The organism is Aliibacillus thermotolerans (assembly GCF_027853235.1).
GTDB classification, from domain to species: domain Bacteria; phylum Bacillota; class Bacilli; order Bacillales; family Marinococcaceae; genus Aliibacillus; species Aliibacillus thermotolerans.
The window spans coordinates 35,712-55,733 of record NZ_WKJG01000025.1 but is presented as its reverse complement, the minus strand read 5'-3'; the positions used below and the strand labels follow the sequence as shown (position 1 = coordinate 55,733).

The following is a 20,022-nucleotide window of genomic DNA, read 5'->3' as shown; positions in this document are numbered from 1 at the left end:
AATAAGATGCTTCAGAAGGGACATTGTCAGAAACGAGAAATCCACAATTCAGCTTGAAAACGACATCATCATTTAGTCGTTTAACTAGGTCTTTAACGGTTGGAATTCGTTCCACGTATCGAATGAAGACAGAAATAATCATCGCGGCATAATTCAGCTCTTCAGGTGCGCCAAAACGCGACTTTTTAGTGACTTCATGGTAAATGGCATCTAAATCTATCGCAGAAATAACGGCTTCATATTTTTGGGTAGGTTCCATGTCATATAATTCTTGGATGCTAAATAGACTAGGTTGTCGTATAATGGTCATAAGAAGCGCTCCTCCAGTCTTTTTATGGTTTTCGTGTTATTACCATTATACAAGATTTGGGGAGGTGCTTCTTTTTTCAACGCTCAAAATCATTGGGAGACAAGGGCTATGAGTTATGAAATTCATTCTAATGTATTACAAAAAAATCATAGAAGAAAAAACATTAATTGACCATGTTTTTACATTCTGCCATAATAGCATATCAGAAAATTGTGATAGGAACATTCCTTTAAATTGCGTTGATAGTCGTAGCTATCTTTACACAAACGGGTTTGAGTGGGTTTATTAATGTTTTTTACAGGGTAATGAGGACCTCAATAAATCTTTCTCAAAAAAAATTATATTCAAATTACATTCACTAGCATTTCCCCAAACAAAAACAGGCTATCTCATCATAAATGAGATAGCTTGTAAACGTTGATAAATCAATTTTTTTATTAAGATTAACGCTTAGAGAACTGAGGAGCTCTACGTGCGCCTTTAAGACCGTATTTCTTCCGTTCCTTCATGCGTGCATCTCTTGTAAGGTATCCTGCCGCTTTTAATGGTTTACGGAAGTCAGGATCTACTTCCAGAAGTGCACGAGCAAGCCCATGACGAATGGCACCTGCTTGTCCTGTAAATCCTCCGCCTTTTACTGTTACTTTTAAGTCATATTGACCTTCTGTTCCGGTTTCCACGAGTGGTTGTTTTACAACGAGTTTTAACGTTTCAAGATTAAAATAGTCATCGATGTCACGGCCATTGATTGTAATTTTGCCATCACCAGGGACGACGAAGACGCGAGCTACTGAGTTTTTACGACGTCCGGTGCCGTAATATTGCACTTGTGCCAAAATGAATACCCTCCTTTAATATTAGCCGCGAAGTTCGTACTTCTCCGGCTGTTGTGCTTGATGTTTATGTTCCGATCCGCTATATACGTATAATTTTTTCGCTTGTTTACGTCCAAGTGGACCTTTTGGTAGCATGCCTTTTACTGCTAGTTCAATCATTCTTTCTGGTTTTTTCTGAAGCATTTCTGCTGCTGGTGTTTCTTTTAAACCGCCGCCATATTGGCTGTGACGATAATATTTTTTGTCGCGTAATTTGTTTCCAGTGAGCTGAATTTTCTCTGCGTTAATAACAATGACATAGTCTCCTGTATCGACATGCGGTGTATATTGAGGCTTATGCTTTCCGCGAAGAATAGACGCTACTTCACTGGAAAGGCGACCTAACGTTTGACCTTCTGCATCAATGACGTACCATTTGCGCTCTACTTCGTTAGGCTTTGCCATATATGTTGTACGCATTCGCTGTACCTCCTCTAAATCATTCGTTCAGTATATATCACAGTCTATTGTTTACGTTCATCATTTCATTCCCGGGGCTGTGGGTTGTGAAATGGTTGAAATGCCAAGTAACATCATATAATACCACAGCGTAAATGTCAATGTGAATAGCGGATGTTTACGCTTATTTTTCATATTGGACATGCCATAAATACAGACCGCGTCCCGGGGCCGTCTTTCCTGCCAGACTGCGATCTTTTCCTGCGATCATGTCGGGAATGTCTTCTGCTTTTCTCTTTCCTTGTCCGACTTCTAACAATGTCCCGACCATGATGCGAACCATGTTGTATAAAAAACCATTTCCTCGACAGATGAAAACGAGCTCATCGTCATGTTCTTCAAAGGTTGCCACAGTAACCGTACGTACCATATCTTCTACTTCTGTATTGGCAGCGCAAAAGGATGTGAAGTCATGAGTTCCGATGAAATAACGAGCCGCTCGCTTCATTTCTGCGATGTTTAATGGATGCGGACATTGGTAAGTATAATGACGGCGAAAAACATCTCCTTCCCCACGTAAAATTCGATACCGGTACTCTTTTTCCACTGCATCAAAACGAGCGTGAAAATTGGATGGGACAAAAGTGACGTCATGGACATAGACATCGCCAGGAAGATGGCTATTCATTGCTTTTGGCCAACGTTCAGGCGGAATGGATAGCGGCGTATCAAAATGAATGACTTGTCCAATGGCGTGGACGGAGGCATCGGTTCTTCCGGAAGCATATACTTTCACCGCTTCTTTATGAATATGTTGCAGCGCCCTCTCGATTTCTCCTTGGACAGTTCGGGCATTCGGTTGCTTTTGAAATCCTGAAAAGTACGTTCCATCATAACTCAAAATAGCCTTCACTCGTTGCAATGTGACCTCTCCTCACTGTCTTAAAAACATACATATCATACCAAAACAAAAAACGACCAAACAAGCAGCTGTGTCTCTTCTTCTCCACGTGAGCTTACGTAATTTCGTCCTTCCAACACCACCGTGATAACCCCGGGCTTCCATGGCATAAGCTAGCTCTTCTGCCCGACGAAATGAACGAACGAATAGCGGAACGAGTAAAGAAATAAACGCCTGCGACCGATCTTTCAAAGACCCTTTCGTAAAGTCTGCTCCCCGTGCTACTTGTGCTTTTAACACTTTCTCTGTTTCTTGTAAAAGCGTTGGAATAAATCGAATTGCAATGGACATCATAAACGCAATTTCATGAGGAGATATCCCAAAACGCTCAAGCGGACGAAAGATTTGTTCTAACGCATCGGTTAAATCAATAGGACTTGTCGTCAACGTGAAAAGAGACGTCATCCAGACGAGTAAAAACAAGCGCATGGCAATAAAAGTTCCTTCTTGCAGTCCCCCGCTATAGACGGAAAATGCTCCTAGAGAAAGCAAAATCGTTCCTTCCTTTGTAAAAAATGCGTGCAACAAAAAAGTAAAAGCAATCAAAATAAGAATCGGAATCATTCCTTTACGCATGTAGCGAAAAGAGACGCCGGAAAGGAAAAACATGATGAGCGTACCGACCCATACCGATCCATACCCAATCCAATCGTTCGTCATAAAGATAATGATGAGAAGGAAAAATAAACATAACAATTTTGCCCTAGCATCCATGCGATGTAAAACCGATTGTCCCGGTAAGTATTGTCCAATGATCACATGTTCAAACATGAGGCGTTAATCCTTTCCTATTTCTTTCCTTCACCCATTCTTTTGCTGCTTGTGCCGGCGTTAATTGATAAGAAGAAAAAGTAACTTGAAATTTCTCTTCGATTTGTTTTAATAAGCGAACGGACTCCGGAATATCTAACCCGAATTGGGCCAGTTCTTCTGTCTTCGCGAATATTTCCGTCATCATTCCTTCCATCACAATCTTTCCTTTGTCCATGACGACAAGACGTTCGGCCAATTGTAAAGCTTCATCCATCTCGTGGGTGATAAGAATCATCGTTGCTTTTTCTTCTTGTTGCCAACCTTTGAAAAGCTTGATCATTTCTTCTTGTCCCTTGGGATCTAATCCGGCAGTTGGTTCATCTAAAATGAGCACTTTTGGCTTCATGAGCAACACGCTTAAAATAGCGACCCGTCGCATTTGGCCACCGCTCAATTCAAATGGAGAGCGCGAAAGAATCGTTTCATCTAGCCCGACTTGTGCTAATCTGTCCGGCAATTCTTTTAACAATCGTTTTTTCGACAAGCCGAAATTTAAAGGACCAAAAAGAAGCTCTTTCTCTACCGTATCTTCAAACAATTGATGTTCCGGATATTGAAAAACCATCCCCACTTTTTGACGCAGTGTTTTTAGTTGCTTTCTTTTTGCTTTGCGATCGATGATTTCTCCTCCAACGATCACTTGACCGGCGTCGGGCTTTAATAAGCCATTTATGTGTTGGACAAGGGTTGACTTCCCAGACCCCGTTTGACCGATAATGGCTGTTGTAGAACCTGAAGGAAACGTTGTTGACACTTGTCGTAACGCATGTGTCTCAAAGGGAGTTTTCTTCATATAAATGTGGTTTGTCTTTCGAAATTCTATTTTCATTGGTCCAAACTCTCCCTCATCAACTCTTCTAACATCGATGACATTTGATGTTCATCTAAATTGCTCAATTGTCGGTACAATGCGAAACGATACGGAAGTGGCACTTGCTTTTTTTCGAGTAAGGGAAGGGAAGAAAATAACTCTGAGGTTGGTATATCAATGGAAATGTTCCCCTTTTCCATATATACGAAGCGATCCGACAACAGCGCTTCCTCGAGATGATGAGTGACAGAAAGAATGGTAAGCCCTTTTGTATGCAGTTCTTTCACCAGTTGAAGAACATCTTTTCGTCCTTTCGGGTCAAGCATAGAAGTTGCTTCATCGAAAACGATAATCTTCGGCTCTAAGGCGAGGATACCAGCAATAGCCACTCGTTGCTTTTGTCCACCTGAAAGTCGGTGTGGTTCTTTATCTAATAGTTCATGTATTTGCACTTCTTTCGCTACCCGATTGATTCGTTCTATCATTTCCTCTCGTGACAGACCTGCATTCTCCATTCCAAAGGCGATATCATCTCTGACCGTCGGAGCAACAAATTGGTGGTCCGGGTTTTGAAAGACCATGCCTACTTGTCTGCGAATCTCAGGTAGATACTCTTTCTTATCCGTCGGTCTTCCGTTGATCATGACACGTCCTTTCGTTGGAAGGAAAAGAGCATTACACATGCGAGCAAAAGTTGATTTCCCCGATCCATTCCGTCCCATGAATGTGACCCATTCGCCTTTTTTAATATTTAAATGGACGTCCTGTAGCACCCACGGCCCGTTATCTTCATAGCGAAAGAATACGTGATCTACCTTTACCGCCACTTCCATTTTCCCGCTCCCCTTATGAAAGTAATCTCATATTGTTAACATGTATATTGTATTAGGTTAACAATTAAAAATCAAATAAAATAAAAAGGGCTGGACCACCTAAATGGTTCGTCCAGTCCTTCCTTCATATTACGGAATCATATAAGAAGAAAAAGAGAGTATAAACGAAAAACGTCTATACAAACTCAATAATAGCCATTTCTGCCCCATCTCCACGACGAGGGCCTAATTTTAAGACACGCGTATAACCACCTTGACGATCTTCATAACGTGGAGCGATGTCATCGAACAGCTTTTGAACAGCGTCTTTTCCTGTTTCTTCATCTGCCACTTCTTTACGAACAAATTGGGCTACTTGGCGGCGGGCATGTAAGTCCCCTTTTTTTCCAAGCGTTACCATTTTCTCGATAAAACCGCGCAATTCTTTCGCCTTTGCTTCTGTTGTTTCAATACGTTCGTTGATGATTAAGTCGGTTGCCAAGTCACGAAACAACGCTTTTCTTGCAGCGCTATCACGACCAAGTTTTGCGTAAGCAGGCATGTATATTCCCCTCCTTTTTCTCAAATAGTAAAAATGCGTAGACTAGTCTTCTTTGCGTAGGCTTAAGTTTAATTCAGCCAGCTTCGATTGTACTTCTTCCAACGATTTCCGTCCTAAATTCCGTACTTTCATCATATCTTCTTCCGTCTTTTGTGTCAGTTCTTGGACGGTGTTAATACCAGCGCGTTTCAAACAGTTGTAAGACCGTACCGATAAATCCAGCTCTTCAATCGTCATTTCAAGCACTTTTTCTTTCTGATCTTCTTCTTTTTCCACCATGATTTCAGCGTTTTGAGCTTGATCGGTAAGACCTACAAAGATGTTTAAGTGCTCCGTCAAGATCTTTGCACCTAAGGAAACCGCTTCTTCTGGACGAATGCTTCCGTCTGTCCACACATCAAGGGTTAATTTATCATAGTTTGTAATTTGTCCTACCCGCGTGTTTTCCACTTGGTAATTCACACGGGAAACAGGGGTATAAATAGAATCAATAGGGATGACTCCGATCGGTAAGTCCTCGCTATTGTTTCCTTCCGCCGGGACATATCCGCGACCACGCTTTGCCGTTAATCTCATCTGTAAACTAGCGCCTCGTGTGAGCGTAGCAATATGCAAATCTGGATTCAATATATCGACATCGCTATCGTGCGTGATATCTTTTGCAGTAACGACCCCTTCTCCTTCTGCACTTAACTCGAGTACTTTTTCTTCATCGGAGTATATTTTCAGAGCTAACTTTTTTAAGTTCAATACAATGGTAGTAACATCTTCTACAACGCCCTCAATCGTAGAAAATTCATGCAGCACACCATCAATTTGAACATTCGTAACAGCTGCTCCTGGAAGGGAGGATAATAATATACGACGCAAGGAGTTTCCTAAAGTTGTACCGTATCCTCGCTCAAGCGGTTCTACGACAAATCTACCGTACGTAAGATCCTCGCTCAATTCAACCGTTTCGATATTAGGTTTTTCGATTTCGATCATTCTACAATATACCCTCCTTCAAAACGTCCACACTCCGGGAAAGAAGTAACATACACCGGAATGTTACACTTAGGCAGTTCCCGACACGTTACCAACCAAAAGTCAACAATGCGTAAGATTCGTCCAAACGTAACCTTACCCATTATTGACATTTCAGGAAAAACTATACCTCTCCCGGGTTACACTCTGCGACGTTTTGGCGGACGGCAACCGTTGTGAGGTACTGGAGTGACATCGCGAATGACGCTTACTTCAAGACCTGCTGCTTGGAGTGAACGAATGGCAGCTTCACGACCTGCCCCCGGTCCTTTTACCGCGACTTCTACTGTTTTTAACCCTTGCTCAACCCCAGCTTTAGCTGCCGTTTCCGCTGCCATTTGAGCTGCGAAAGGAGTCGATTTACGAGAGCCTTTAAAGCCGAGTCCCCCTGCACTTGCCCAAGATATTGTGTTCCCTTGTGTATCGGTGATCGTAACGATCGTGTTATTAAAAGTGGAACGAATGTGAGCAATACCGGACTCAATATTTTTACGTTGACGACGTTTACGTCCCGTAGATTTTGGTTTAGCCATGAAAACAAACCTCCTTTATTTATTACTGTTTTTTGTTTGCAATTGTACGACGTGGTCCTTTGCGCGTACGAGAGTTATTTTTTGTATTTTGTCCTCGTACTGGTAAACCGCGGCGATGACGAATGCCTCGGTAGCTTCCGATTTCGATAAGACGTTTAATGTTCAAGGAAGTTTCGCGACGCAAATCTCCTTCTACCGTCAAATTGTTGACGACGCGGCGAATATTTTGAAGCTCTTCTTCCGTTAAATCACGGACACGCGTATCTTCATTTACACCTGCTTCTTTCAAAATCTTTTGTGCAAGAGATTTTCCAATACCGTAAATATACGTTAAGGAAATGACCACGCGCTTATCACGAGGAATATCTACACCTGCAATACGTGCCATTGAAGTTGCACCTCCTTTTGAATTATCCTTGTCGTTGTTTATGCTTTGGATTTGAACAAATAATCATGACCGTACCTTTACGGCGAATGACTTTGCAGTTTTCACACATTGGTTTCACAGATGGTCTTACCTTCATGTTTCGTTACCTCCTTCATTACGCGGAGTACATGCAAGAACATTACGACGGAATCTCTAATCATTTTATTTATAACGATACGTAATACGTCCGCGGGATAAGTCATATGGTGAAATTTCCACCGTTACTTTGTCCCCAGGCAAAATACGAATGAAGTGCATGCGAATTTTTCCAGACACATGCGCCAAGATTTTATGCCCGTTTTCAAGCTCCACTCGAAACATGGCATTTGGAAGCGGCTCGAGTACTGTGCCTTCCATTTCAATAACATCATCTTTGGCCATGAATTTACTCTCCTTCCATTCAGTAAATATAAACCCTTGGTTACACGTCTTATTGGCTGATAACTTGAGAGAGCTATCTACAATTCCGTTAAAATTTCATAACCAGTTGGAGTGACCGCCACGGTATGCTCGAAATGAGCACAATTTTTCCCATCAGTCGTAACGACGGTCCAATTGTCCGATAACGTGTGGACATATCTTTCTCCTGCATTCACCATCGGTTCAATCGCGAGCACCATCCCCGGTTTTAGTCGAGGTCCTCTCCCTGGTGGTCCGAAATTAGGAATTTGGGGATCTTCATGTAAATTTTGACCAACCCCATGCCCAACATATTCCCGTACGATAGAAAAACCATTTTCTTCTACATACGTTTGAATAGCATGAGAGATATTTGATAAACGTGCTTTCGGCTTCACTTCCTCGAGCCCTTTAAATAACGATTCTCTTGTTACATCCAATAACCGTTCGTCTTCTTTTGAGATGTTTCCTACCGGATACGTCCAAGCAGAGTCTCCGTGATAGCCGTCATAATTTGCCCCAATATCAATGGAGACAATGTCTCCCTCTCGTAAAACTCGTTTACCCGGAATGCCGTGCACCAACTCTTCATTTACTGAAATACAAGTGTTTCCAGTAAATCCATTGTAGCCTTTAAATGACGGTATTGCACCATGTTTTCGAATCGTCTTCTCAGCAATTTCATCCAATTCTTTAGTGGTAATACCAGGTCGAATATGCTTTTTCATTTCTTCGTGGGTTAAAGCAACAATCCTACCTGCTTCCCGCATTATTTTGAGTTCGCGATCCGTTTTAGAAATAATCATGCATGGAGTCCTTTCAGTAATTCATCTACCTCTTCAAAGACTTTATGAATCTCTTGACTACCGTCAATGTTTCGAAGGTAGCCTTTCTTTTCATAAAAATCAATGAGAGGCTGTTGTTGTTCAATGTTTACATCTAATCGTTTTTTCACCGTTTCCGGTTTATCGTCATCCCGTTGTACGAGTGTACTTCCATCGACGTCACAAATTCCTTCCACTTTTGGCGGATTATATTTAATGTGATAGGTTTTCCCTGATGTTGGTGAAACGCGACGTCCAGTGAGTCGCTCTTCTAATTCTTCTCTCGGTACATCAATGTTTAACACATAGTCTAATTGTTTGCCAAGAGAAGCAAGAATTTCTTCCAGAGCTTCTGCTTGCTGAACGGTACGAGGAAAGCCGTCAAGAAGAAAACCGTTTTTACAATCATCTTTTCCAAGACGTTCTTTGACGATACCTACTGTTACTTCATCCGGTACAAGTTCCCCTGCATCCATGTAAGATTTTGCTTTTGCTCCTAGTTCTGTTCCTTCTTTAATTGCTGCGCGAAACATATCACCTGTGGAAATATGAGGTACATGATACTTTTCAACAATTTTTTCGGCTTGTGTGCCTTTTCCAGCACCAGGAAGCCCCATTAAAATCAAATTCATGATAACTCCTCCATCGCTTCGATTTCAGCCAACAGGAATCCCTACTTAATGAAACCTTTATAGCTTCGTTGAATTAACTGGCTTTCAATCTGCTTCATCGTATCAAGCGCTACACCGACAATGATCAATAAGCCGGTTCCGCCGATTTGAATCGTCTGAGGAAGTCCCATTTGGGTTGTGAAGAACACAGGGATAATAGAAATAACCGTTAAAAAGAGTGCTCCGACAAAGGTTAATCGATATAACACTTTGCGGATGTACAACTCTGTGGTTTTTCCAGGACGTATTCCCGGTATATAGCCGCCTTGTTTTTTGAGGTTCTCTGCCATTTGTTCTGGATTTACTTGAACAAAGGTATAGAAATAGGTAAATCCAATAATAAGTAGCGCATATACAACTAACCCGAATGGTTGCGTATAATCGAAGTTTTGAATGATCCAACGTGCCACAGGATTATCCTCACCGATAAACCCGGCAATCGTCGGCGGAAAAATAAACAGAGACAAAGCAAAAATAACAGGGATTACCCCAGCTGAGTTTACTTTTAAAGGAAGGTGAGTCGATTGACCACCTACTGAACTACGTCCGACAAGACGTTTTGCATATTGAATCGGCACTTTCCGTAACGCTTGCTGTACATAAATCACTCCGACAATGATAAGAAGCACAGCTAAAGCGAGTAACAGAACGGTGACAATTCCCATGAACAGTTGATCCGCACCTTCGAGTTGGGTCGCGTAAATTTGGTTGATTCCGTTTGGTATTCCAGCTGCAATACCAGCAAAAATTAAAATAGAAATACCATTACCGACGCCACTCGCAGTGATTTGTTCTCCTAGCCACATTAAGAAAGCCGTTCCCGCTGTTAACACAAGCGCAATAAAAAGGTATTTTGGAATGCTTGGGTCCGGAATGAGACCCGGAAACAAATTATTAAAACCAATTGACATTCCAAGCCCTTGAATAAAAGCAAGGATAACAGTGAAATAACGAGTGAATTGCGCTAGCTTACGACGTCCTGCTTCCCCTTGTTTCGCCCACTCCGTAAATTTCGGAACAACATCCATCCGAAGTAATTGTACAACAATGGATGCTGTAATGTAGGGCATCACACCCATGGCGAAAATAGAATAATTGAAGAGCGCTCCGCCTCCAAAAGTATTAAGAAAGCCGAACGCGTTTGCTTGATCTTGAAAGTTTAACACATCCCGATTGGAACCCGGGATCGGGATGAAGCTACCAATACGGAAAACGACGAGCATAGCTAAAGTGAATAAGATTTTTTTACGCAAATCTTTCACGCGGAAAACATTGGAAATAGCGCGAAGCATTAGATCACCTCTGATTTTCCGCCGGCAGCTTCTATCGCTTTCACTGCAGAACCAGAGAATTTATTTGCTTTTACGGTTAGCTCTTTTTCAAGTTTTCCGTTCCCAAGAATTTTTACGCCATCTTTTTTGTTAGAGATGACACCTTCTTTTAATAAAAGTTCTGGGGTGACTTCCGTTCCTGCATCAAATCTGTTCAATGTCTCCACATTCACAATCGCGTATTCTTTGCGGTTCATATTTGTAAATCCTCTTTTTGGAAGACGTTTGTAAAGCGGGTTTTGTCCCCCTTCAAAACCAGGACGAACGCCTCCTCCAGAACGCGCTTTTTGTCCTTTATGACCTCTTCCAGCTGTTTTTCCATTTCCAGAAGATGGACCTCGTCCGACGCGATTGCGAGATTTATTGGCATTCGCTGCAGGTTTCAACTCATGGAGTTTCATGATTCCACCTCCTTACCATTTTTATTGATTACGCTTCTTTTACGGTTACTAAATGAGACACTTTATTAATCATCCCGCGTATGGCAGGGTTGTCTTCTTTCACTACGCTGCTGTTAATTTTTGAAAGGCCGAGTGCTTCCACCGTCGCACGTTGGTCTTTTGTGCGACCAATTAAACTACGAGTGAGGGTGATTTCCAGTTTTTTTGCCATCCTGTATCCCTCCTTATCCTAACAACTCTTCTACGCTTTTGCCACGAAGCTTAGCAACTTCTTCAGCTGTTTTTAATTCAGAAATACCTTGTAGCGTCGCACGAATCATATTAATTGGGTTGTTGGAGCCGTGAGATTTAGAAAGAATATCTCCAATTCCGCCAAGCTCAAGCACTGCACGTACCGGACCTCCGGCAATAACTCCCGTACCTTCTGCAGCTGGTTTTAAAAGCACGCGACCTGCTCCGTATCTTCCTACGATCTCGTGAGGAATCGTCGTTCCTACCCGTGGAACTTCAATCATATTTTTCTTTCCGTTTTCCACAGCTTTCCGAATCGCTTCCGGAACTTCCAGAGCTTTTCCAATTCCTAAACCTACGTGACCATTTTGGTCTCCTACTACAACGATTGCTGCGAAACGAAAGTTACGACCACCTTTTACTACTTTCGAAACACGATTGATCGCCACAACACGCTCTTCTACATCTAATTTACTTGCATCGATTTGCATTCTTTTCCCTCCTTACTTTTAAAATTTCAGCCCATTTTCTCTCGCCGCGTCAGCAAGTGCTTTCACTCTTCCATGGTAAACATAACCACCACGATCAAACACAACGGATTCATAACCTTTTTCCACCGCTCGCTTAGCGATGAGTTCACCAACTTTTTTAGCAGCTTCTTTATTTCCGCCATGGTTTACATTCACATCGTTTTCCAACGTAGACGCTGCTACAATCGTCTCCCCTTTAACATCATCAATTAATTGGGCATAGATATGTTTGGAAGAACGAAATACGTTTAAACGCGGACGTTCAGCTGTTCCTTTCACCGTTTGGCGAATTCTTAAATGACGCTTTTTACGTTTTTCGTATTTCTCAGGTTTACTCATGCTGCGTTCCTCCTTTCCTTACCATTCACTGGTCCGTTACTTACCTGTTTTACCTTCTTTCCGACGCACATATTCATTTTCGTATCGAATCCCTTTTCCTTTGTATGGTTCAGGGGGACGTACGGCACGAATATTAGAAGCAAGTGCACCGACTCTTTCTTTATCAATTCCTTTGACAACAATGCGTGTATTGGAAGGAACTTCAATCTCAATTCCTTTTTCTGGTTCAAATTCCACCGGGTGAGAATAACCGACGTTCACCACAAGTTTTTGTCCAGATTTAGAGGCACGGTAACCGACACCTGAAAGTTCAAGGGCCTTTTCAAAACCTTTCGTAACACCTTCAATCATGTTGTTGATGATGCTGCGAGTTGTTCCGTGAAGGGACCGATGCTCTTTACTATCAGATGGTCTTTCTACAGTAATTTCTTTTTCATTGATGTTTACGATCATGTCCGGGTGTATATCTTTTTTCAGTTCACCTTTAGGACCTTTTACTGTCACAGTATTTCCGTCTTTTGTTACTGTCACACCGTCTTTCATTTCGATCGGTTTGATACCAATACGAGACATTCACTTGCACCTCCATTTCCATCTATGATTACCAAATATAAGCGAGCACTTCTCCGCCTACTTGTTGTTTGCGAGCTTCTTTATCCGTCATAACACCTTTTGAAGTAGAAATAACGGCAATTCCTAGTCCACCGAGGACACGAGGAATTTGGTCTGCTTTCGCATACACGCGAAGCCCTGGTTTACTAATACGTTTCAGTCCAGTAATAACTCGTTCGTTTTCTGGACCATATTTCAAAAAGATACGGAGAATCCCTTGCTTGTTATCATCGATACTTTCATAATCACGAATGAAACCTTCGTTCTTTAAAATCTCTGCAATCTCTTTTTTCATGTTAGATGCAGGAAGTTCCAATTTTTCGTGACGAACAGTATTCGCATTACGAATACGTGTCAGCATATCTGCAATTGGATCAGAAACGGCCATATTAATTTACCTCCTTCCCAAAAACGGGTTTTACCAGCTAGCTTTTTTCACGCCAGGAATTTGTCCTTTATATGCAAGTTCGCGGAAACAAATTCTGCACAGTTTAAATTTGCGAATAACAGAATGAGGACGTCCGCAACGTTCACAACGAGTATATTCACGCACTTTAAATTTTTGAGGACGCCGCTGTTTGGCGATCATTGATTTTTTTGCCAAGGCGAGTGTTCCCTCCCTTTCTAAAAATTATTTTCTAAATGGCATACCCATTTGTGCTAACAGCTCACGAGCTTCTTCGTCGGTTTCCGCAGTAGTCACAATGACGATATCCATTCCGCGTACTTTATCCACTTTATCGTAATCAATTTCAGGGAATATTAGTTGCTCTTTGATTCCAAGCGTATAATTTCCTCTTCCATCAAAAGCATTTTTAGAGACCCCACGGAAGTCACGAACCCGTGGTAATGCCACATGAATTAATTTTTCAAGGAAATCATACATCCGCTCTCCACGCAATGTTACTTTTGCCCCGATTGGCATTCCTTCACGAAGCTTAAAACCGGCAATTGATTTCTTCGCTTTCGTAATTAAAGGTTTTTGACCGGTAATTGCAGCAAGTTCTTCTACCGCTTTGTCTAATGCTTTTGGGTTTTGCACCGCATCGCCGACACCCATGTTTACGACAATCTTTTCAATTTTCGGTACTGCCATCACGGAAGAGTAACCGAACTTTTCATGCATGTGAGAAACAATTTCGCTTTTAAATCTTTCTTTTAACAGGCTCATTGCAAAGACCTCCTTTCATCAACAGATCCATTACTTATCAAGTGGTTCGCCAGATTTCTTAGCGATGCGCACTTTTTTTCCGTCCTCAATTTTATATCCTACGCGTGTAGGTTCTCCTGTTTTAGGATCAATTGGCATCACATTGGATACATGAATAGGTGCTTCTTCGTTGACAATACCACCTTGTGGATTATCTTGAGAAGGTTTTGCATGTTTTTTAACGATATTAACCCCTTCTACGAGCACCCGTTGTTTACTTGGGAAAGCTTTTAAAATAACCCCTTCTTTCCCTTTGTCTTTTCCCGTAATCACCTTCACTTTATCTCCTGTTTTTACATGGAGTTTCGGTTGAGTCATCATCGCACCTCCTTCATCCGCGCATTTTGTTTAAAGTACTTCCGGCGCTAAAGAAATAATTTTCATATAGTTCTCATCACGTAATTCTCTTGCTACCGGACCGAAAATACGAGTTCCTCGCGGGCTTTTATCATCTCTTACAATCACTGCTGCATTTTCATCGAAACGGATATAAGATCCATCTGCTCGACGTGCGCCACTCTTAGAACGTACAACTACCGCGCGAACGACGTCTCCTTTCTTGACAACGCCGCCTGGTGTTGCTTCTTTCACAGAGCAAACAATCATATCCCCGATATTTGCAGTTTTGCGACCGGAACCACCTAGCACTTTAATGCATTGTAATTCGCGCGCACCAGAGTTATCTGCTACCTTGAGTCTGCTTTCTTGTTGAATCATCGTCCGTTAACCTCCCTTCGTCGAAGAAAAATTCATTATATAATAACCGCTTCTTCTACTACTTCGATCAAACGAAAACGTTTTTCTTTCGAAAGTGGACGGGTTTCCATAATTCTCACGATGTCTCCATTTTTCGCTTGGTTATTTTCATCATGAGCTTTAAATTTTTTCGAATACTTTACGCGTTTCCCGTAAAGGGGATCCATTTTGTACGTTTCAACAAGCACTGTGATGGTTTTATCCATTTTGTCAGAAACGACGCGTCCCGTATACACTTTTCGTTGGTTGCGTTCAGCCATTATTCTGAACCTCCTCCCATAAATTACGATTTATTCAATCCGAGCTCTCTTTCCCGTAAGATCGTTTTTGCGCGGGCAATGTCTTTACGGACGTGCTTGATGCGGGCTGGGTTATCTAATTGACCAGTTGCCAATTGGAAACGTAAGTTAAACAGTTCTTCTTTTAAATCTTTTGTTCGTTCTTCTAATTCAGCTGTTGTCAGTTCGCGGATTTCTTTAGCTTTCATTTGCCTCACCACCCACTTCTTCGCGCTTTACAAACTTCGTCTTAATAGGCAGTTTGTGAGACGCAAGTCTTAGTGCTTCCCGAGCAACATCTTCAGAAACCCCAGCAACTTCAAATAAAATTTTCCCTGGTTTTACAACAGCTACCCATCCTTCAGGAGCACCTTTACCGGAACCCATCCGCACTTCGAGAGGCTTTGCTGTGTAAGGCTTATTTGGGAATATTTTAATCCATACTTTACCGCCACGTTTCATGAAACGAGTCATCGCAATACGTGCAGCTTCAATTTGACGGTTTGTAATCCATGCAGGTTCTAGTGCTTGGAGTCCGTATTCACCAAATGAAACTTCCGTGCCACCTTTTGCGCGCCCTTTCATTCTTCCACGATGTTCACGACGGTATTTTACACGCTTTGGCATTAACATAGTTATTTTCCTCCTTCCTCATCGTTCGAAGCTTTTGCAGGAAGGACTTCCCCACGGTAGATCCAAATTTTCACACCTAATTTTCCATACGTTGTGTCAGCTTCTGCAGTTCCGTAATCAATATCTGCACGCAACGTATGAAGAGGAACCGTTCCTTCACTGTATCCTTCACTACGAGCAATATCCGCTCCACCTAGACGACCGGAAACTTCCGCTCTAATTCCCTTCGCACCAGCACGCATTGTACGCTGAATCGCTTGTTTTAGGGCGCGACGGAAAGAGACACGGTTTTCCAGTTGACGAGCAATATTTTCCGCAACAAGTCTTGCATCTAAATCTACTTGTTTTACTTCAGAAATGTTGATGTGCACTCGTTTACCGGTTAATTGGTTCAACGCTTTTCGTAACGCTTCAACTTCCGATCCGCCTTTACCAATCACCATTCCTGGTTTCGCTGTATGAATCGTAATGTTTAATCGTTTCGCCGCACGTTCAATTTCAATTCTTGAAACAGAAGCATCTTTTAATCGTTCTTCAATGTACTCTCGGATTTTTACGTCTTCATGTAATAAATCCGCATAGTCTTTCTCTGCATACCACTTCGAATCCCAGTCACGAATAACGCCGATTCGAAGTCCAATTGGATTTACTTTTTGACCCACGAATTATCCCTCCTTCTTTTCTTTTACAACAACCGTAATATGACTTGTTCGTTTATTAATACGAGTGGCACGTCCCATCGCACGAGGACGGAATCGTTTTAACGTAATTCCTTCATCTACGTATGCTTCGCTAATGTATAAATCTTCCGGTTCCATTTCGTAGTTGTGCTCCGCATTTGCGACAGCAGACATGATGACTTTTTCAATAATTGGCGAAGCTGCTTTGTTTGTGTTTTTTAAAATTCCAATTGCCTCACCGACTTCTTTGCCCCGAATGAGATCAACAACTAACCGAGCTTTACGAGGGGCAATACGAACTTGTTTAGCAACTGCTTTTGCTTCCATTGTAAAACCTCCCCTCTAATTAACGACCTGTTTTCTTATCGTCAGACTTGTGACCTTTAAAAGTTCGTGTTGGTGCAAATTCTCCAAGTTTATGACCTACCATATCTTCTGAAATGTAGACAGGCACGTGTTTCCGTCCATCATACACAGCAATGGTATGCCCAACGAATTCCGGGAAAATCGTCGAACGACGCGACCAAGTTTTAATCACACGTTTCTCGTTTTTTTCGTTTAAAGCTTGAACTTTTTTCATCAAATGATCATCGACAAAAGGGCCTTTTTTGACACTACGTCCCACGAAAAAACCTCCCTTCGTGATTGCGCTGCGATTCATAAGAACCGCAGTTCAATCCGTTTATTATTTGCGACGACTACGTACAATATATTTGTTTGAGTCTTTATTTTTCTTACGTGTTTTATATCCAATGGTTGGCATACCCCAAGGGGACACTGGAGATACTCTTCCAATTGGGGCACGTCCTTCCCCACCACCATGTGGGTGATCGCTTGGGTTCATCGCAGAACCGCGAACAGTTGGACGTTTACCAAGCCAGCGAGAACGTCCTGCTTTACCGATCGTAATTAATTCATGCTCGAGATTACCAACTTGACCAACAGTTGCACGGCAAGTTCCTAAAATTAAGCGTGTTTCTCCAGAGCTCAAACGTACAAGGACATACTTTCCTTCTCTTCCAAGCACTTGCGCTTCCGCTCCAGCAGCACGAGCCAATTGCCCACCGCGACCTGGCTTTAATTCAACGTTATGAATAATCGTACCGACAGGAATATTTTGTAGTGGAAGTGCGTTTCCTACTTTAATATCTGCATCCGGACCAGAAACAACCTCTTGCCCTACTTGAAGTCCTTTTGGAGCAAGAATGTAACGTTTTTCTCCGTCCTTGTAATGAATGAGTGCGATGTTGGCTGAACGGTTTGGATCGTATTCAATCGTTGCCACACGCCCAGGCACTCCATCTTTGTTTCGTTTGAAATCAATGACACGGTATTGACGTTTATGGCCACCACCTTTGTGTCGAACAGTCATGCGACCTTGATTGTTCCGACCTGATTTTCGGTTGAGTGGCTCAAGCAATGTTTTTTCCGGCTGGTCTGTTGTAATTTCGCTAAAGTCAGATGATGACATATTACGCTGACCATTTGAGGTCGGTTTATGCTTTTTAATAGCCATGATTGTTTCCCTCCTTCACACTGTTATTCATTAAACACCTTCAAAAAATTCAATTTCATCGCTATCCGGTGTAAGGGTGACAATAGCTTTTTTCGTGTTTGGTCTATACCCTTCATAACGACCAAAGCGACGAAGTTTTCCTTTCTGATTCATGGTGTTTACTTTTTCTACTTTTACATCGAAGATTTCTTCAATCGCTTTTTTTATTTGGACTTTGTTTGCTTTGCGGTCCACTTCGAACGTATATTTTTTCTCTTCCATCAAATCAGTAGAACGTTCTGTGATTACGGGGCGCTTGATAATATCTCTTGCTTCCATTATGAGAGCACCTCCTCTACCTTCTCCGCTGCACTTTTCGTAAGAACAAGCTTATCATGCTTTAAAATGTCAAGTACGTTGACATGATTTGCAGTGATCACTTGTACACCAGGAATGTTGCGGGCAGATAAGGCTACTTTTTCGTCGTAGTCGGCTGTCACAATTAACGCGGTATGTTCTACTGAAAGGTTTGACATGATAGAAACCATTGCTTTTGTTTTCGGTGCATCTAATTGTAACTCGTCTACTACGATGAGCGCGTCTTCTTTCACTTTGCTGGAAAGAGCGGATTTGAGTGCAAGACGACGAACTTTCTTAGGCAATTTATAGCCGTATTCACGCGGAGTAGGTCCAAAAACAACGCCGCCTCCAACCCATTGTGGAGAACGAATAGACCCGTGACGAGCGCGCCCTGTCCCTTTCTGACGCCACGGTTTACGTCCGCCTCCTCTCACTTCTGAGCGGTTCTTCACTTTGTGATTCCCTTGACGAAGAGATGCCTGTTGCATCACTACTGCTTGATGAAGGACATGTTCATTAGGTTCAATACCAAAAACTGTATCTGACAGCTCAATATCTCCTACTTGAGTGCCTGATTGATTTAACAATGCTACTGTAGGCATCGTACAGCCTCCTTTCTATCCGTTTATTTCGTTGCTTTCACAGCTGATTTTATCGTGACAAATGATTTCTTCGGTCCAGGAACATTTCCTTTCACAAGAAGCAAGTTGCGCTCTTTATCTACTTTCACGATCTCTAAGTTTTGGATTGTTACTGTTTGACCCCCCATACGTCCAGGAAGGTTTTTCCCTTTCCGTACGTGTGCCGGGTCAACCGGTCCCATTGTACCCGGTCCTCTATGATAACGGGAACCATGTGACATCGGTCCACGTGCTTGGTTATGGCGTTTTATGGCCCCTTGAAAACCTTTCCCTTTAGATGTTCCGGTAATATCTACAATGTCACCTTCAGAAAACGTATCGACACTGACTTCCTGACCAACTTCAAACTCACCGCTATTCACGCCACGGATTTCACGAACGAAGCGCTTGGGAGTTGTGTTTGCTTTGTCTGCATGACCTTTTTCCGGTTTGTTTGTCCGGGATTCTGATTTATCAAGGAAACCTAATTGAATCGCATCATAGCCGTCCGATTCTACTGTCTTTTTTTGCAAAACAACGTTTGGTTCTGCTTCGATGACAGTGACAGGAAGAAGCTCTCCTTGTTCATTAAATAGTTGGGTCATGCCAATTTTTCTACCCAAGATTCCTTTGGTCATTCGTCACACCTCCTAAAATAATTTCCATTTTTTATTTTCACACATGATAAAATGTCTTATAGTTTAATTTCAATATCGACACCGGATGGTAAGTCCAAACGCATCAAGGCATCAACGGTTTGTGGTGTCGGTGTCAAAATATCGATCAAACGTTTATGTGTACGCATTTCAAATTGTTCTCGCGCATCTTTATATTTGTGCGTAGCACGAAGAACCGTGTACACAGAGCGATCCGTAGGTAACGGAATCGGTCCAGACACACTTGCACCTGACCGTTTTGCAGTATCCACAATCTTTTCAGCAGATTGATCCAATACGCGATGATCATATGCCTTTAAACGAATTCGAATTTTATCTTTTGCCATAATGAAAGCCCTCCTTTTTCGCCCGATTTAACAGACATACTCCGTGAAAATTTCCTGACCGCCGGCCATGGCAAAGGGGCCTGGCGTGTCAGCAACCTTTCACATCATTGCAATTCCCAC

The 20,022-nt window shown here is 42.3% G+C and carries 37 protein-coding genes; all 37 read right to left on the bottom strand.

What is annotated here, in order from left to right:
• On the bottom strand, positions 1 to 310 hold a 310-nt coding region (locus GJS40_RS02650), incomplete at its 3' end, for a transposase (protein WP_270895939.1).
• Positions 311 to 753: 443 nt separating this feature from the next.
• Entirely contained in the window at positions 754 to 1,146 is a 393-nt protein-coding gene (gene rpsI, locus GJS40_RS02645) for a 30S ribosomal protein S9 (RefSeq protein WP_270895938.1), read from the bottom strand.
• A gap of 21 nt (positions 1,147 to 1,167) precedes the next feature.
• Positions 1,168 to 1,605, bottom strand: coding sequence for a 50S ribosomal protein L13 (rplM, locus tag GJS40_RS02640; RefSeq protein ID WP_270895937.1), 438 nt, complete (start codon positions 1,603 to 1,605; stop codon positions 1,168 to 1,170).
• Positions 1,606 to 1,768: 163 nt separating this feature from the next.
• Positions 1,769 to 2,506: a tRNA pseudouridine(38-40) synthase TruA gene (gene truA, locus GJS40_RS02635; RefSeq protein ID WP_270895936.1), complete on the bottom strand. Its 738-nt coding sequence runs from the start codon at positions 2,504 to 2,506 to the stop codon at positions 1,769 to 1,771.
• A 12-nt stretch (positions 2,507 to 2,518) separates the two neighbouring features.
• On the bottom strand, positions 2,519 to 3,316 hold the full coding sequence (locus tag GJS40_RS02630) for an energy-coupling factor transporter transmembrane component T family protein (protein WP_270895935.1): 798 nt from the start codon (positions 3,314 to 3,316) through the stop codon (positions 2,519 to 2,521).
• Entirely contained in the window at positions 3,309 to 4,187 is an 879-nt protein-coding gene (locus tag GJS40_RS02625; protein ID WP_270895934.1) for an energy-coupling factor transporter ATPase, read from the bottom strand. Before GJS40_RS02625 ends, GJS40_RS02630 begins: the two co-directional genes overlap by 8 nt.
• The gene (locus tag GJS40_RS02620; RefSeq protein WP_270895933.1) at positions 4,184 to 5,002 is read right to left on the bottom strand and encodes an energy-coupling factor transporter ATPase; all 819 of its coding nucleotides are present in this window, start codon (positions 5,000 to 5,002) and stop codon (positions 4,184 to 4,186) included. The genes GJS40_RS02625 and GJS40_RS02620 overlap by 4 nt, the downstream gene beginning before the upstream one ends.
• 175 nt (positions 5,003 to 5,177) lie before the next feature.
• A complete protein-coding gene (gene rplQ, locus GJS40_RS02615) occupies positions 5,178 to 5,543 on the bottom strand; it encodes a 50S ribosomal protein L17 (RefSeq protein ID WP_270895932.1) in 366 nt (121 codons plus the stop codon).
• Positions 5,544 to 5,585: 42 nt separating this feature from the next.
• Positions 5,586 to 6,530, bottom strand: a complete 945-nt coding sequence (locus GJS40_RS02610; RefSeq protein ID WP_270895930.1) for a DNA-directed RNA polymerase subunit alpha — start codon at positions 6,528 to 6,530, stop codon at positions 5,586 to 5,588.
• Between the two features lie 179 nt (positions 6,531 to 6,709).
• A complete protein-coding gene (gene rpsK, locus GJS40_RS02605) occupies positions 6,710 to 7,102 on the bottom strand; it encodes a 30S ribosomal protein S11 (RefSeq protein ID WP_270895928.1) in 393 nt (130 codons plus the stop codon).
• A gap of 22 nt (positions 7,103 to 7,124) precedes the next feature.
• Positions 7,125 to 7,490 (bottom strand): 30S ribosomal protein S13, encoded by a 366-nt coding sequence (gene rpsM / locus GJS40_RS02600; protein ID WP_270895926.1) that lies wholly within the window; start codon positions 7,488 to 7,490, stop codon positions 7,125 to 7,127.
• 22 nt (positions 7,491 to 7,512) lie between these two features.
• On the bottom strand, positions 7,513 to 7,626 hold the full coding sequence (rpmJ, locus tag GJS40_RS02595) for a 50S ribosomal protein L36 (protein WP_270895924.1): 114 nt from the start codon (positions 7,624 to 7,626) through the stop codon (positions 7,513 to 7,515).
• A 65-nt stretch (positions 7,627 to 7,691) separates the two neighbouring features.
• Entirely contained in the window at positions 7,692 to 7,910 is a 219-nt protein-coding gene (infA, locus tag GJS40_RS02590) for a translation initiation factor IF-1 (protein WP_091663629.1), read from the bottom strand.
• A 77-nt stretch (positions 7,911 to 7,987) separates the two neighbouring features.
• A complete protein-coding gene (gene map / locus GJS40_RS02585; RefSeq protein ID WP_270895919.1) occupies positions 7,988 to 8,734 on the bottom strand; it encodes a type I methionyl aminopeptidase in 747 nt (248 codons plus the stop codon).
• Positions 8,731 to 9,384, bottom strand: a complete 654-nt coding sequence (locus tag GJS40_RS02580; RefSeq protein WP_270895917.1) for an adenylate kinase — start codon at positions 9,382 to 9,384, stop codon at positions 8,731 to 8,733. The genes map and GJS40_RS02580 overlap by 4 nt, the downstream gene beginning before the upstream one ends.
• Before the next feature lie 41 nt (positions 9,385 to 9,425).
• Positions 9,426 to 10,715: a preprotein translocase subunit SecY gene (gene secY / locus GJS40_RS02575; RefSeq protein ID WP_270895915.1), complete on the bottom strand. Its 1,290-nt coding sequence runs from the start codon at positions 10,713 to 10,715 to the stop codon at positions 9,426 to 9,428.
• Positions 10,715 to 11,155: a 50S ribosomal protein L15 gene (gene rplO / locus GJS40_RS02570; RefSeq protein ID WP_270895913.1), complete on the bottom strand. Its 441-nt coding sequence runs from the start codon at positions 11,153 to 11,155 to the stop codon at positions 10,715 to 10,717. The genes secY and rplO overlap by 1 nt, the downstream gene beginning before the upstream one ends.
• A gap of 28 nt (positions 11,156 to 11,183) precedes the next feature.
• Positions 11,184 to 11,366 carry a 50S ribosomal protein L30 gene (gene rpmD / locus GJS40_RS02565; RefSeq protein WP_270895911.1) on the bottom strand — a complete coding sequence of 61 codons (183 nt, stop codon included), beginning with the start codon at positions 11,364 to 11,366 and terminating at the stop codon, positions 11,184 to 11,186.
• Positions 11,367 to 11,379: 13 nt separating this feature from the next.
• On the bottom strand, positions 11,380 to 11,877 hold the full coding sequence (gene rpsE / locus GJS40_RS02560; protein ID WP_270895908.1) for a 30S ribosomal protein S5: 498 nt from the start codon (positions 11,875 to 11,877) through the stop codon (positions 11,380 to 11,382).
• 18 nt (positions 11,878 to 11,895) lie between these two features.
• Entirely contained in the window at positions 11,896 to 12,255 is a 360-nt protein-coding gene (rplR, locus tag GJS40_RS02555; protein WP_270895907.1) for a 50S ribosomal protein L18, read from the bottom strand.
• A gap of 36 nt (positions 12,256 to 12,291) precedes the next feature.
• Positions 12,292 to 12,828, bottom strand: a complete 537-nt coding sequence (gene rplF, locus GJS40_RS02550) for a 50S ribosomal protein L6 (protein ID WP_270895905.1) — start codon at positions 12,826 to 12,828, stop codon at positions 12,292 to 12,294.
• A gap of 28 nt (positions 12,829 to 12,856) precedes the next feature.
• A complete protein-coding gene (rpsH, locus tag GJS40_RS02545) occupies positions 12,857 to 13,255 on the bottom strand; it encodes a 30S ribosomal protein S8 (RefSeq protein ID WP_270895904.1) in 399 nt (132 codons plus the stop codon).
• A 30-nt stretch (positions 13,256 to 13,285) separates the two neighbouring features.
• The gene (locus tag GJS40_RS02540) at positions 13,286 to 13,471 is read right to left on the bottom strand and encodes a type Z 30S ribosomal protein S14 (protein ID WP_270895903.1); all 186 of its coding nucleotides are present in this window, start codon (positions 13,469 to 13,471) and stop codon (positions 13,286 to 13,288) included.
• Positions 13,472 to 13,498: 27 nt separating this feature from the next.
• Positions 13,499 to 14,038 carry a 50S ribosomal protein L5 gene (gene rplE, locus GJS40_RS02535; RefSeq protein ID WP_270895902.1) on the bottom strand — a complete coding sequence of 180 codons (540 nt, stop codon included), beginning with the start codon at positions 14,036 to 14,038 and terminating at the stop codon, positions 13,499 to 13,501.
• Positions 14,039 to 14,068: 30 nt separating this feature from the next.
• The gene (gene rplX, locus GJS40_RS02530; RefSeq protein WP_270895901.1) at positions 14,069 to 14,395 is read right to left on the bottom strand and encodes a 50S ribosomal protein L24; all 327 of its coding nucleotides are present in this window, start codon (positions 14,393 to 14,395) and stop codon (positions 14,069 to 14,071) included.
• A gap of 30 nt (positions 14,396 to 14,425) precedes the next feature.
• Entirely contained in the window at positions 14,426 to 14,794 is a 369-nt protein-coding gene (gene rplN / locus GJS40_RS02525; RefSeq protein ID WP_270895900.1) for a 50S ribosomal protein L14, read from the bottom strand.
• A gap of 35 nt (positions 14,795 to 14,829) precedes the next feature.
• Entirely contained in the window at positions 14,830 to 15,093 is a 264-nt protein-coding gene (gene rpsQ / locus GJS40_RS02520; protein WP_270895898.1) for a 30S ribosomal protein S17, read from the bottom strand.
• Between the two features lie 23 nt (positions 15,094 to 15,116).
• Positions 15,117 to 15,320 (bottom strand): 50S ribosomal protein L29, encoded by a 204-nt coding sequence (gene rpmC, locus GJS40_RS02515; protein WP_270895896.1) that lies wholly within the window; start codon positions 15,318 to 15,320, stop codon positions 15,117 to 15,119.
• Positions 15,310 to 15,744: a 50S ribosomal protein L16 gene (gene rplP / locus GJS40_RS02510; RefSeq protein WP_270895895.1), complete on the bottom strand. Its 435-nt coding sequence runs from the start codon at positions 15,742 to 15,744 to the stop codon at positions 15,310 to 15,312. The genes rpmC and rplP overlap by 11 nt, the downstream gene beginning before the upstream one ends.
• A 2-nt stretch (positions 15,745 to 15,746) precedes the next feature.
• On the bottom strand, positions 15,747 to 16,406 hold the full coding sequence (gene rpsC / locus GJS40_RS02505) for a 30S ribosomal protein S3 (RefSeq protein ID WP_270895894.1): 660 nt from the start codon (positions 16,404 to 16,406) through the stop codon (positions 15,747 to 15,749).
• Between the two features lie 3 nt (positions 16,407 to 16,409).
• Entirely contained in the window at positions 16,410 to 16,751 is a 342-nt protein-coding gene (rplV, locus tag GJS40_RS02500; RefSeq protein ID WP_270895891.1) for a 50S ribosomal protein L22, read from the bottom strand.
• A gap of 19 nt (positions 16,752 to 16,770) precedes the next feature.
• Positions 16,771 to 17,049 carry a 30S ribosomal protein S19 gene (gene rpsS / locus GJS40_RS02495; protein WP_270895889.1) on the bottom strand — a complete coding sequence of 93 codons (279 nt, stop codon included), beginning with the start codon at positions 17,047 to 17,049 and terminating at the stop codon, positions 16,771 to 16,773.
• A gap of 60 nt (positions 17,050 to 17,109) precedes the next feature.
• Complete coding sequence (rplB, locus tag GJS40_RS02490; RefSeq protein ID WP_270895887.1) at positions 17,110 to 17,940, bottom strand: 50S ribosomal protein L2; 831 nt, start codon at positions 17,938 to 17,940, stop codon at positions 17,110 to 17,112.
• 30 nt (positions 17,941 to 17,970) lie between these two features.
• A complete protein-coding gene (gene rplW / locus GJS40_RS02485; protein ID WP_270895944.1) occupies positions 17,971 to 18,261 on the bottom strand; it encodes a 50S ribosomal protein L23 in 291 nt (96 codons plus the stop codon).
• On the bottom strand, positions 18,258 to 18,881 hold the full coding sequence (gene rplD / locus GJS40_RS02480) for a 50S ribosomal protein L4 (RefSeq protein WP_270895885.1): 624 nt from the start codon (positions 18,879 to 18,881) through the stop codon (positions 18,258 to 18,260). Before rplD ends, rplW begins: the two co-directional genes overlap by 4 nt.
• Before the next feature lie 23 nt (positions 18,882 to 18,904).
• On the bottom strand, positions 18,905 to 19,537 hold the full coding sequence (rplC, locus tag GJS40_RS02475) for a 50S ribosomal protein L3 (protein WP_270895883.1): 633 nt from the start codon (positions 19,535 to 19,537) through the stop codon (positions 18,905 to 18,907).
• Between the two features lie 56 nt (positions 19,538 to 19,593).
• Complete coding sequence (gene rpsJ, locus GJS40_RS02470; protein WP_270895882.1) at positions 19,594 to 19,902, bottom strand: 30S ribosomal protein S10; 309 nt, start codon at positions 19,900 to 19,902, stop codon at positions 19,594 to 19,596.
• Between the last annotated feature and the right edge of the window lie 120 nt (positions 19,903 to 20,022).

Excerpts from the sequence above, each read along its gene's own strand:
- rpsJ (WP_270895882.1), bottom strand. The coding sequence starts at position 19,902 with ATGGCAAAAGATAAAATTCGAATTCGTTTAAAGGCATATGATCATCGC.
- rplV (WP_270895891.1), bottom strand. The coding sequence starts at position 16,751 with ATGGAAGCAAAAGCAGTTGCTAAACAAGTTCGTATTGCCCCTCGTAAA.
- GJS40_RS02620 (WP_270895933.1), bottom strand. The coding sequence starts at position 5,002 with ATGGAAGTGGCGGTAAAGGTAGATCACGTATTCTTTCGCTATGAAGAT.
- rplB (WP_270895887.1), bottom strand. The coding sequence starts at position 17,940 with ATGGCTATTAAAAAGCATAAACCGACCTCAAATGGTCAGCGTAATATG.
- rpsE (WP_270895908.1), bottom strand. The coding sequence starts at position 11,877 with ATGCAAATCGATGCAAGTAAATTAGATGTAGAAGAGCGTGTTGTGGCG.
- rplM (WP_270895937.1), bottom strand. The coding sequence starts at position 1,605 with ATGCGTACAACATATATGGCAAAGCCTAACGAAGTAGAGCGCAAATGG.
- rpsH (WP_270895904.1), bottom strand. The coding sequence starts at position 13,255 with ATGGCCGTTTCTGATCCAATTGCAGATATGCTGACACGTATTCGTAAT.
- rplO (WP_270895913.1), bottom strand. The coding sequence starts at position 11,155 with ATGAAACTCCATGAGTTGAAACCTGCAGCGAATGCCAATAAATCTCGC.
- GJS40_RS02610 (WP_270895930.1), bottom strand. The coding sequence starts at position 6,530 with ATGATCGAAATCGAAAAACCTAATATCGAAACGGTTGAATTGAGCGAG.
- rplQ (WP_270895932.1), bottom strand. The coding sequence starts at position 5,543 with ATGCCTGCTTACGCAAAACTTGGTCGTGATAGCGCTGCAAGAAAAGCG.
- rpmJ (WP_270895924.1), bottom strand. The coding sequence starts at position 7,626 with ATGAAGGTAAGACCATCTGTGAAACCAATGTGTGAAAACTGCAAAGTC.
- rplN (WP_270895900.1), bottom strand. The coding sequence starts at position 14,794 with ATGATTCAACAAGAAAGCAGACTCAAGGTAGCAGATAACTCTGGTGCG.
- rpmD (WP_270895911.1), bottom strand. The coding sequence starts at position 11,366 with ATGGCAAAAAAACTGGAAATCACCCTCACTCGTAGTTTAATTGGTCGC.
- rplX (WP_270895901.1), bottom strand. The coding sequence starts at position 14,395 with ATGACTCAACCGAAACTCCATGTAAAAACAGGAGATAAAGTGAAGGTG.
- rplD (WP_270895885.1), bottom strand. The coding sequence starts at position 18,881 with ATGCCTACAGTAGCATTGTTAAATCAATCAGGCACTCAAGTAGGAGAT.
- rpmC (WP_270895896.1), bottom strand. The coding sequence starts at position 15,320 with ATGAAAGCTAAAGAAATCCGCGAACTGACAACAGCTGAATTAGAAGAA.
- rpsM (WP_270895926.1), bottom strand. The coding sequence starts at position 7,490 with ATGGCACGTATTGCAGGTGTAGATATTCCTCGTGATAAGCGCGTGGTC.
- rplE (WP_270895902.1), bottom strand. The coding sequence starts at position 14,038 with ATGAGCCTGTTAAAAGAAAGATTTAAAAGCGAAATTGTTTCTCACATG.
- rplF (WP_270895905.1), bottom strand. The coding sequence starts at position 12,828 with ATGTCTCGTATTGGTATCAAACCGATCGAAATGAAAGACGGTGTGACA.
- GJS40_RS02625 (WP_270895934.1), bottom strand. The coding sequence starts at position 4,187 with ATGAAAATAGAATTTCGAAAGACAAACCACATTTATATGAAGAAAACT.
- rplC (WP_270895883.1), bottom strand. The coding sequence starts at position 19,537 with ATGACCAAAGGAATCTTGGGTAGAAAAATTGGCATGACCCAACTATTT.
- GJS40_RS02630 (WP_270895935.1), bottom strand. The coding sequence starts at position 3,316 with ATGTTTGAACATGTGATCATTGGACAATACTTACCGGGACAATCGGTT.
- rpsQ (WP_270895898.1), bottom strand. The coding sequence starts at position 15,093 with ATGGCTGAACGCAACCAACGAAAAGTGTATACGGGACGCGTCGTTTCT.
- GJS40_RS02580 (WP_270895917.1), bottom strand. The coding sequence starts at position 9,384 with ATGAATTTGATTTTAATGGGGCTTCCTGGTGCTGGAAAAGGCACACAA.
- rpsK (WP_270895928.1), bottom strand. The coding sequence starts at position 7,102 with ATGGCTAAACCAAAATCTACGGGACGTAAACGTCGTCAACGTAAAAAT.
- rplP (WP_270895895.1), bottom strand. The coding sequence starts at position 15,744 with ATGTTAATGCCAAAGCGTGTAAAATACCGTCGTGAACATCGTGGAAGA.
- infA (WP_091663629.1), bottom strand. The coding sequence starts at position 7,910 with ATGGCCAAAGATGATGTTATTGAAATGGAAGGCACAGTACTCGAGCCG.
- map (WP_270895919.1), bottom strand. The coding sequence starts at position 8,734 with ATGATTATTTCTAAAACGGATCGCGAACTCAAAATAATGCGGGAAGCA.
- secY (WP_270895915.1), bottom strand. The coding sequence starts at position 10,715 with ATGCTTCGCGCTATTTCCAATGTTTTCCGCGTGAAAGATTTGCGTAAA.
- rplR (WP_270895907.1), bottom strand. The coding sequence starts at position 12,255 with ATGAGTAAACCTGAGAAATACGAAAAACGTAAAAAGCGTCATTTAAGA.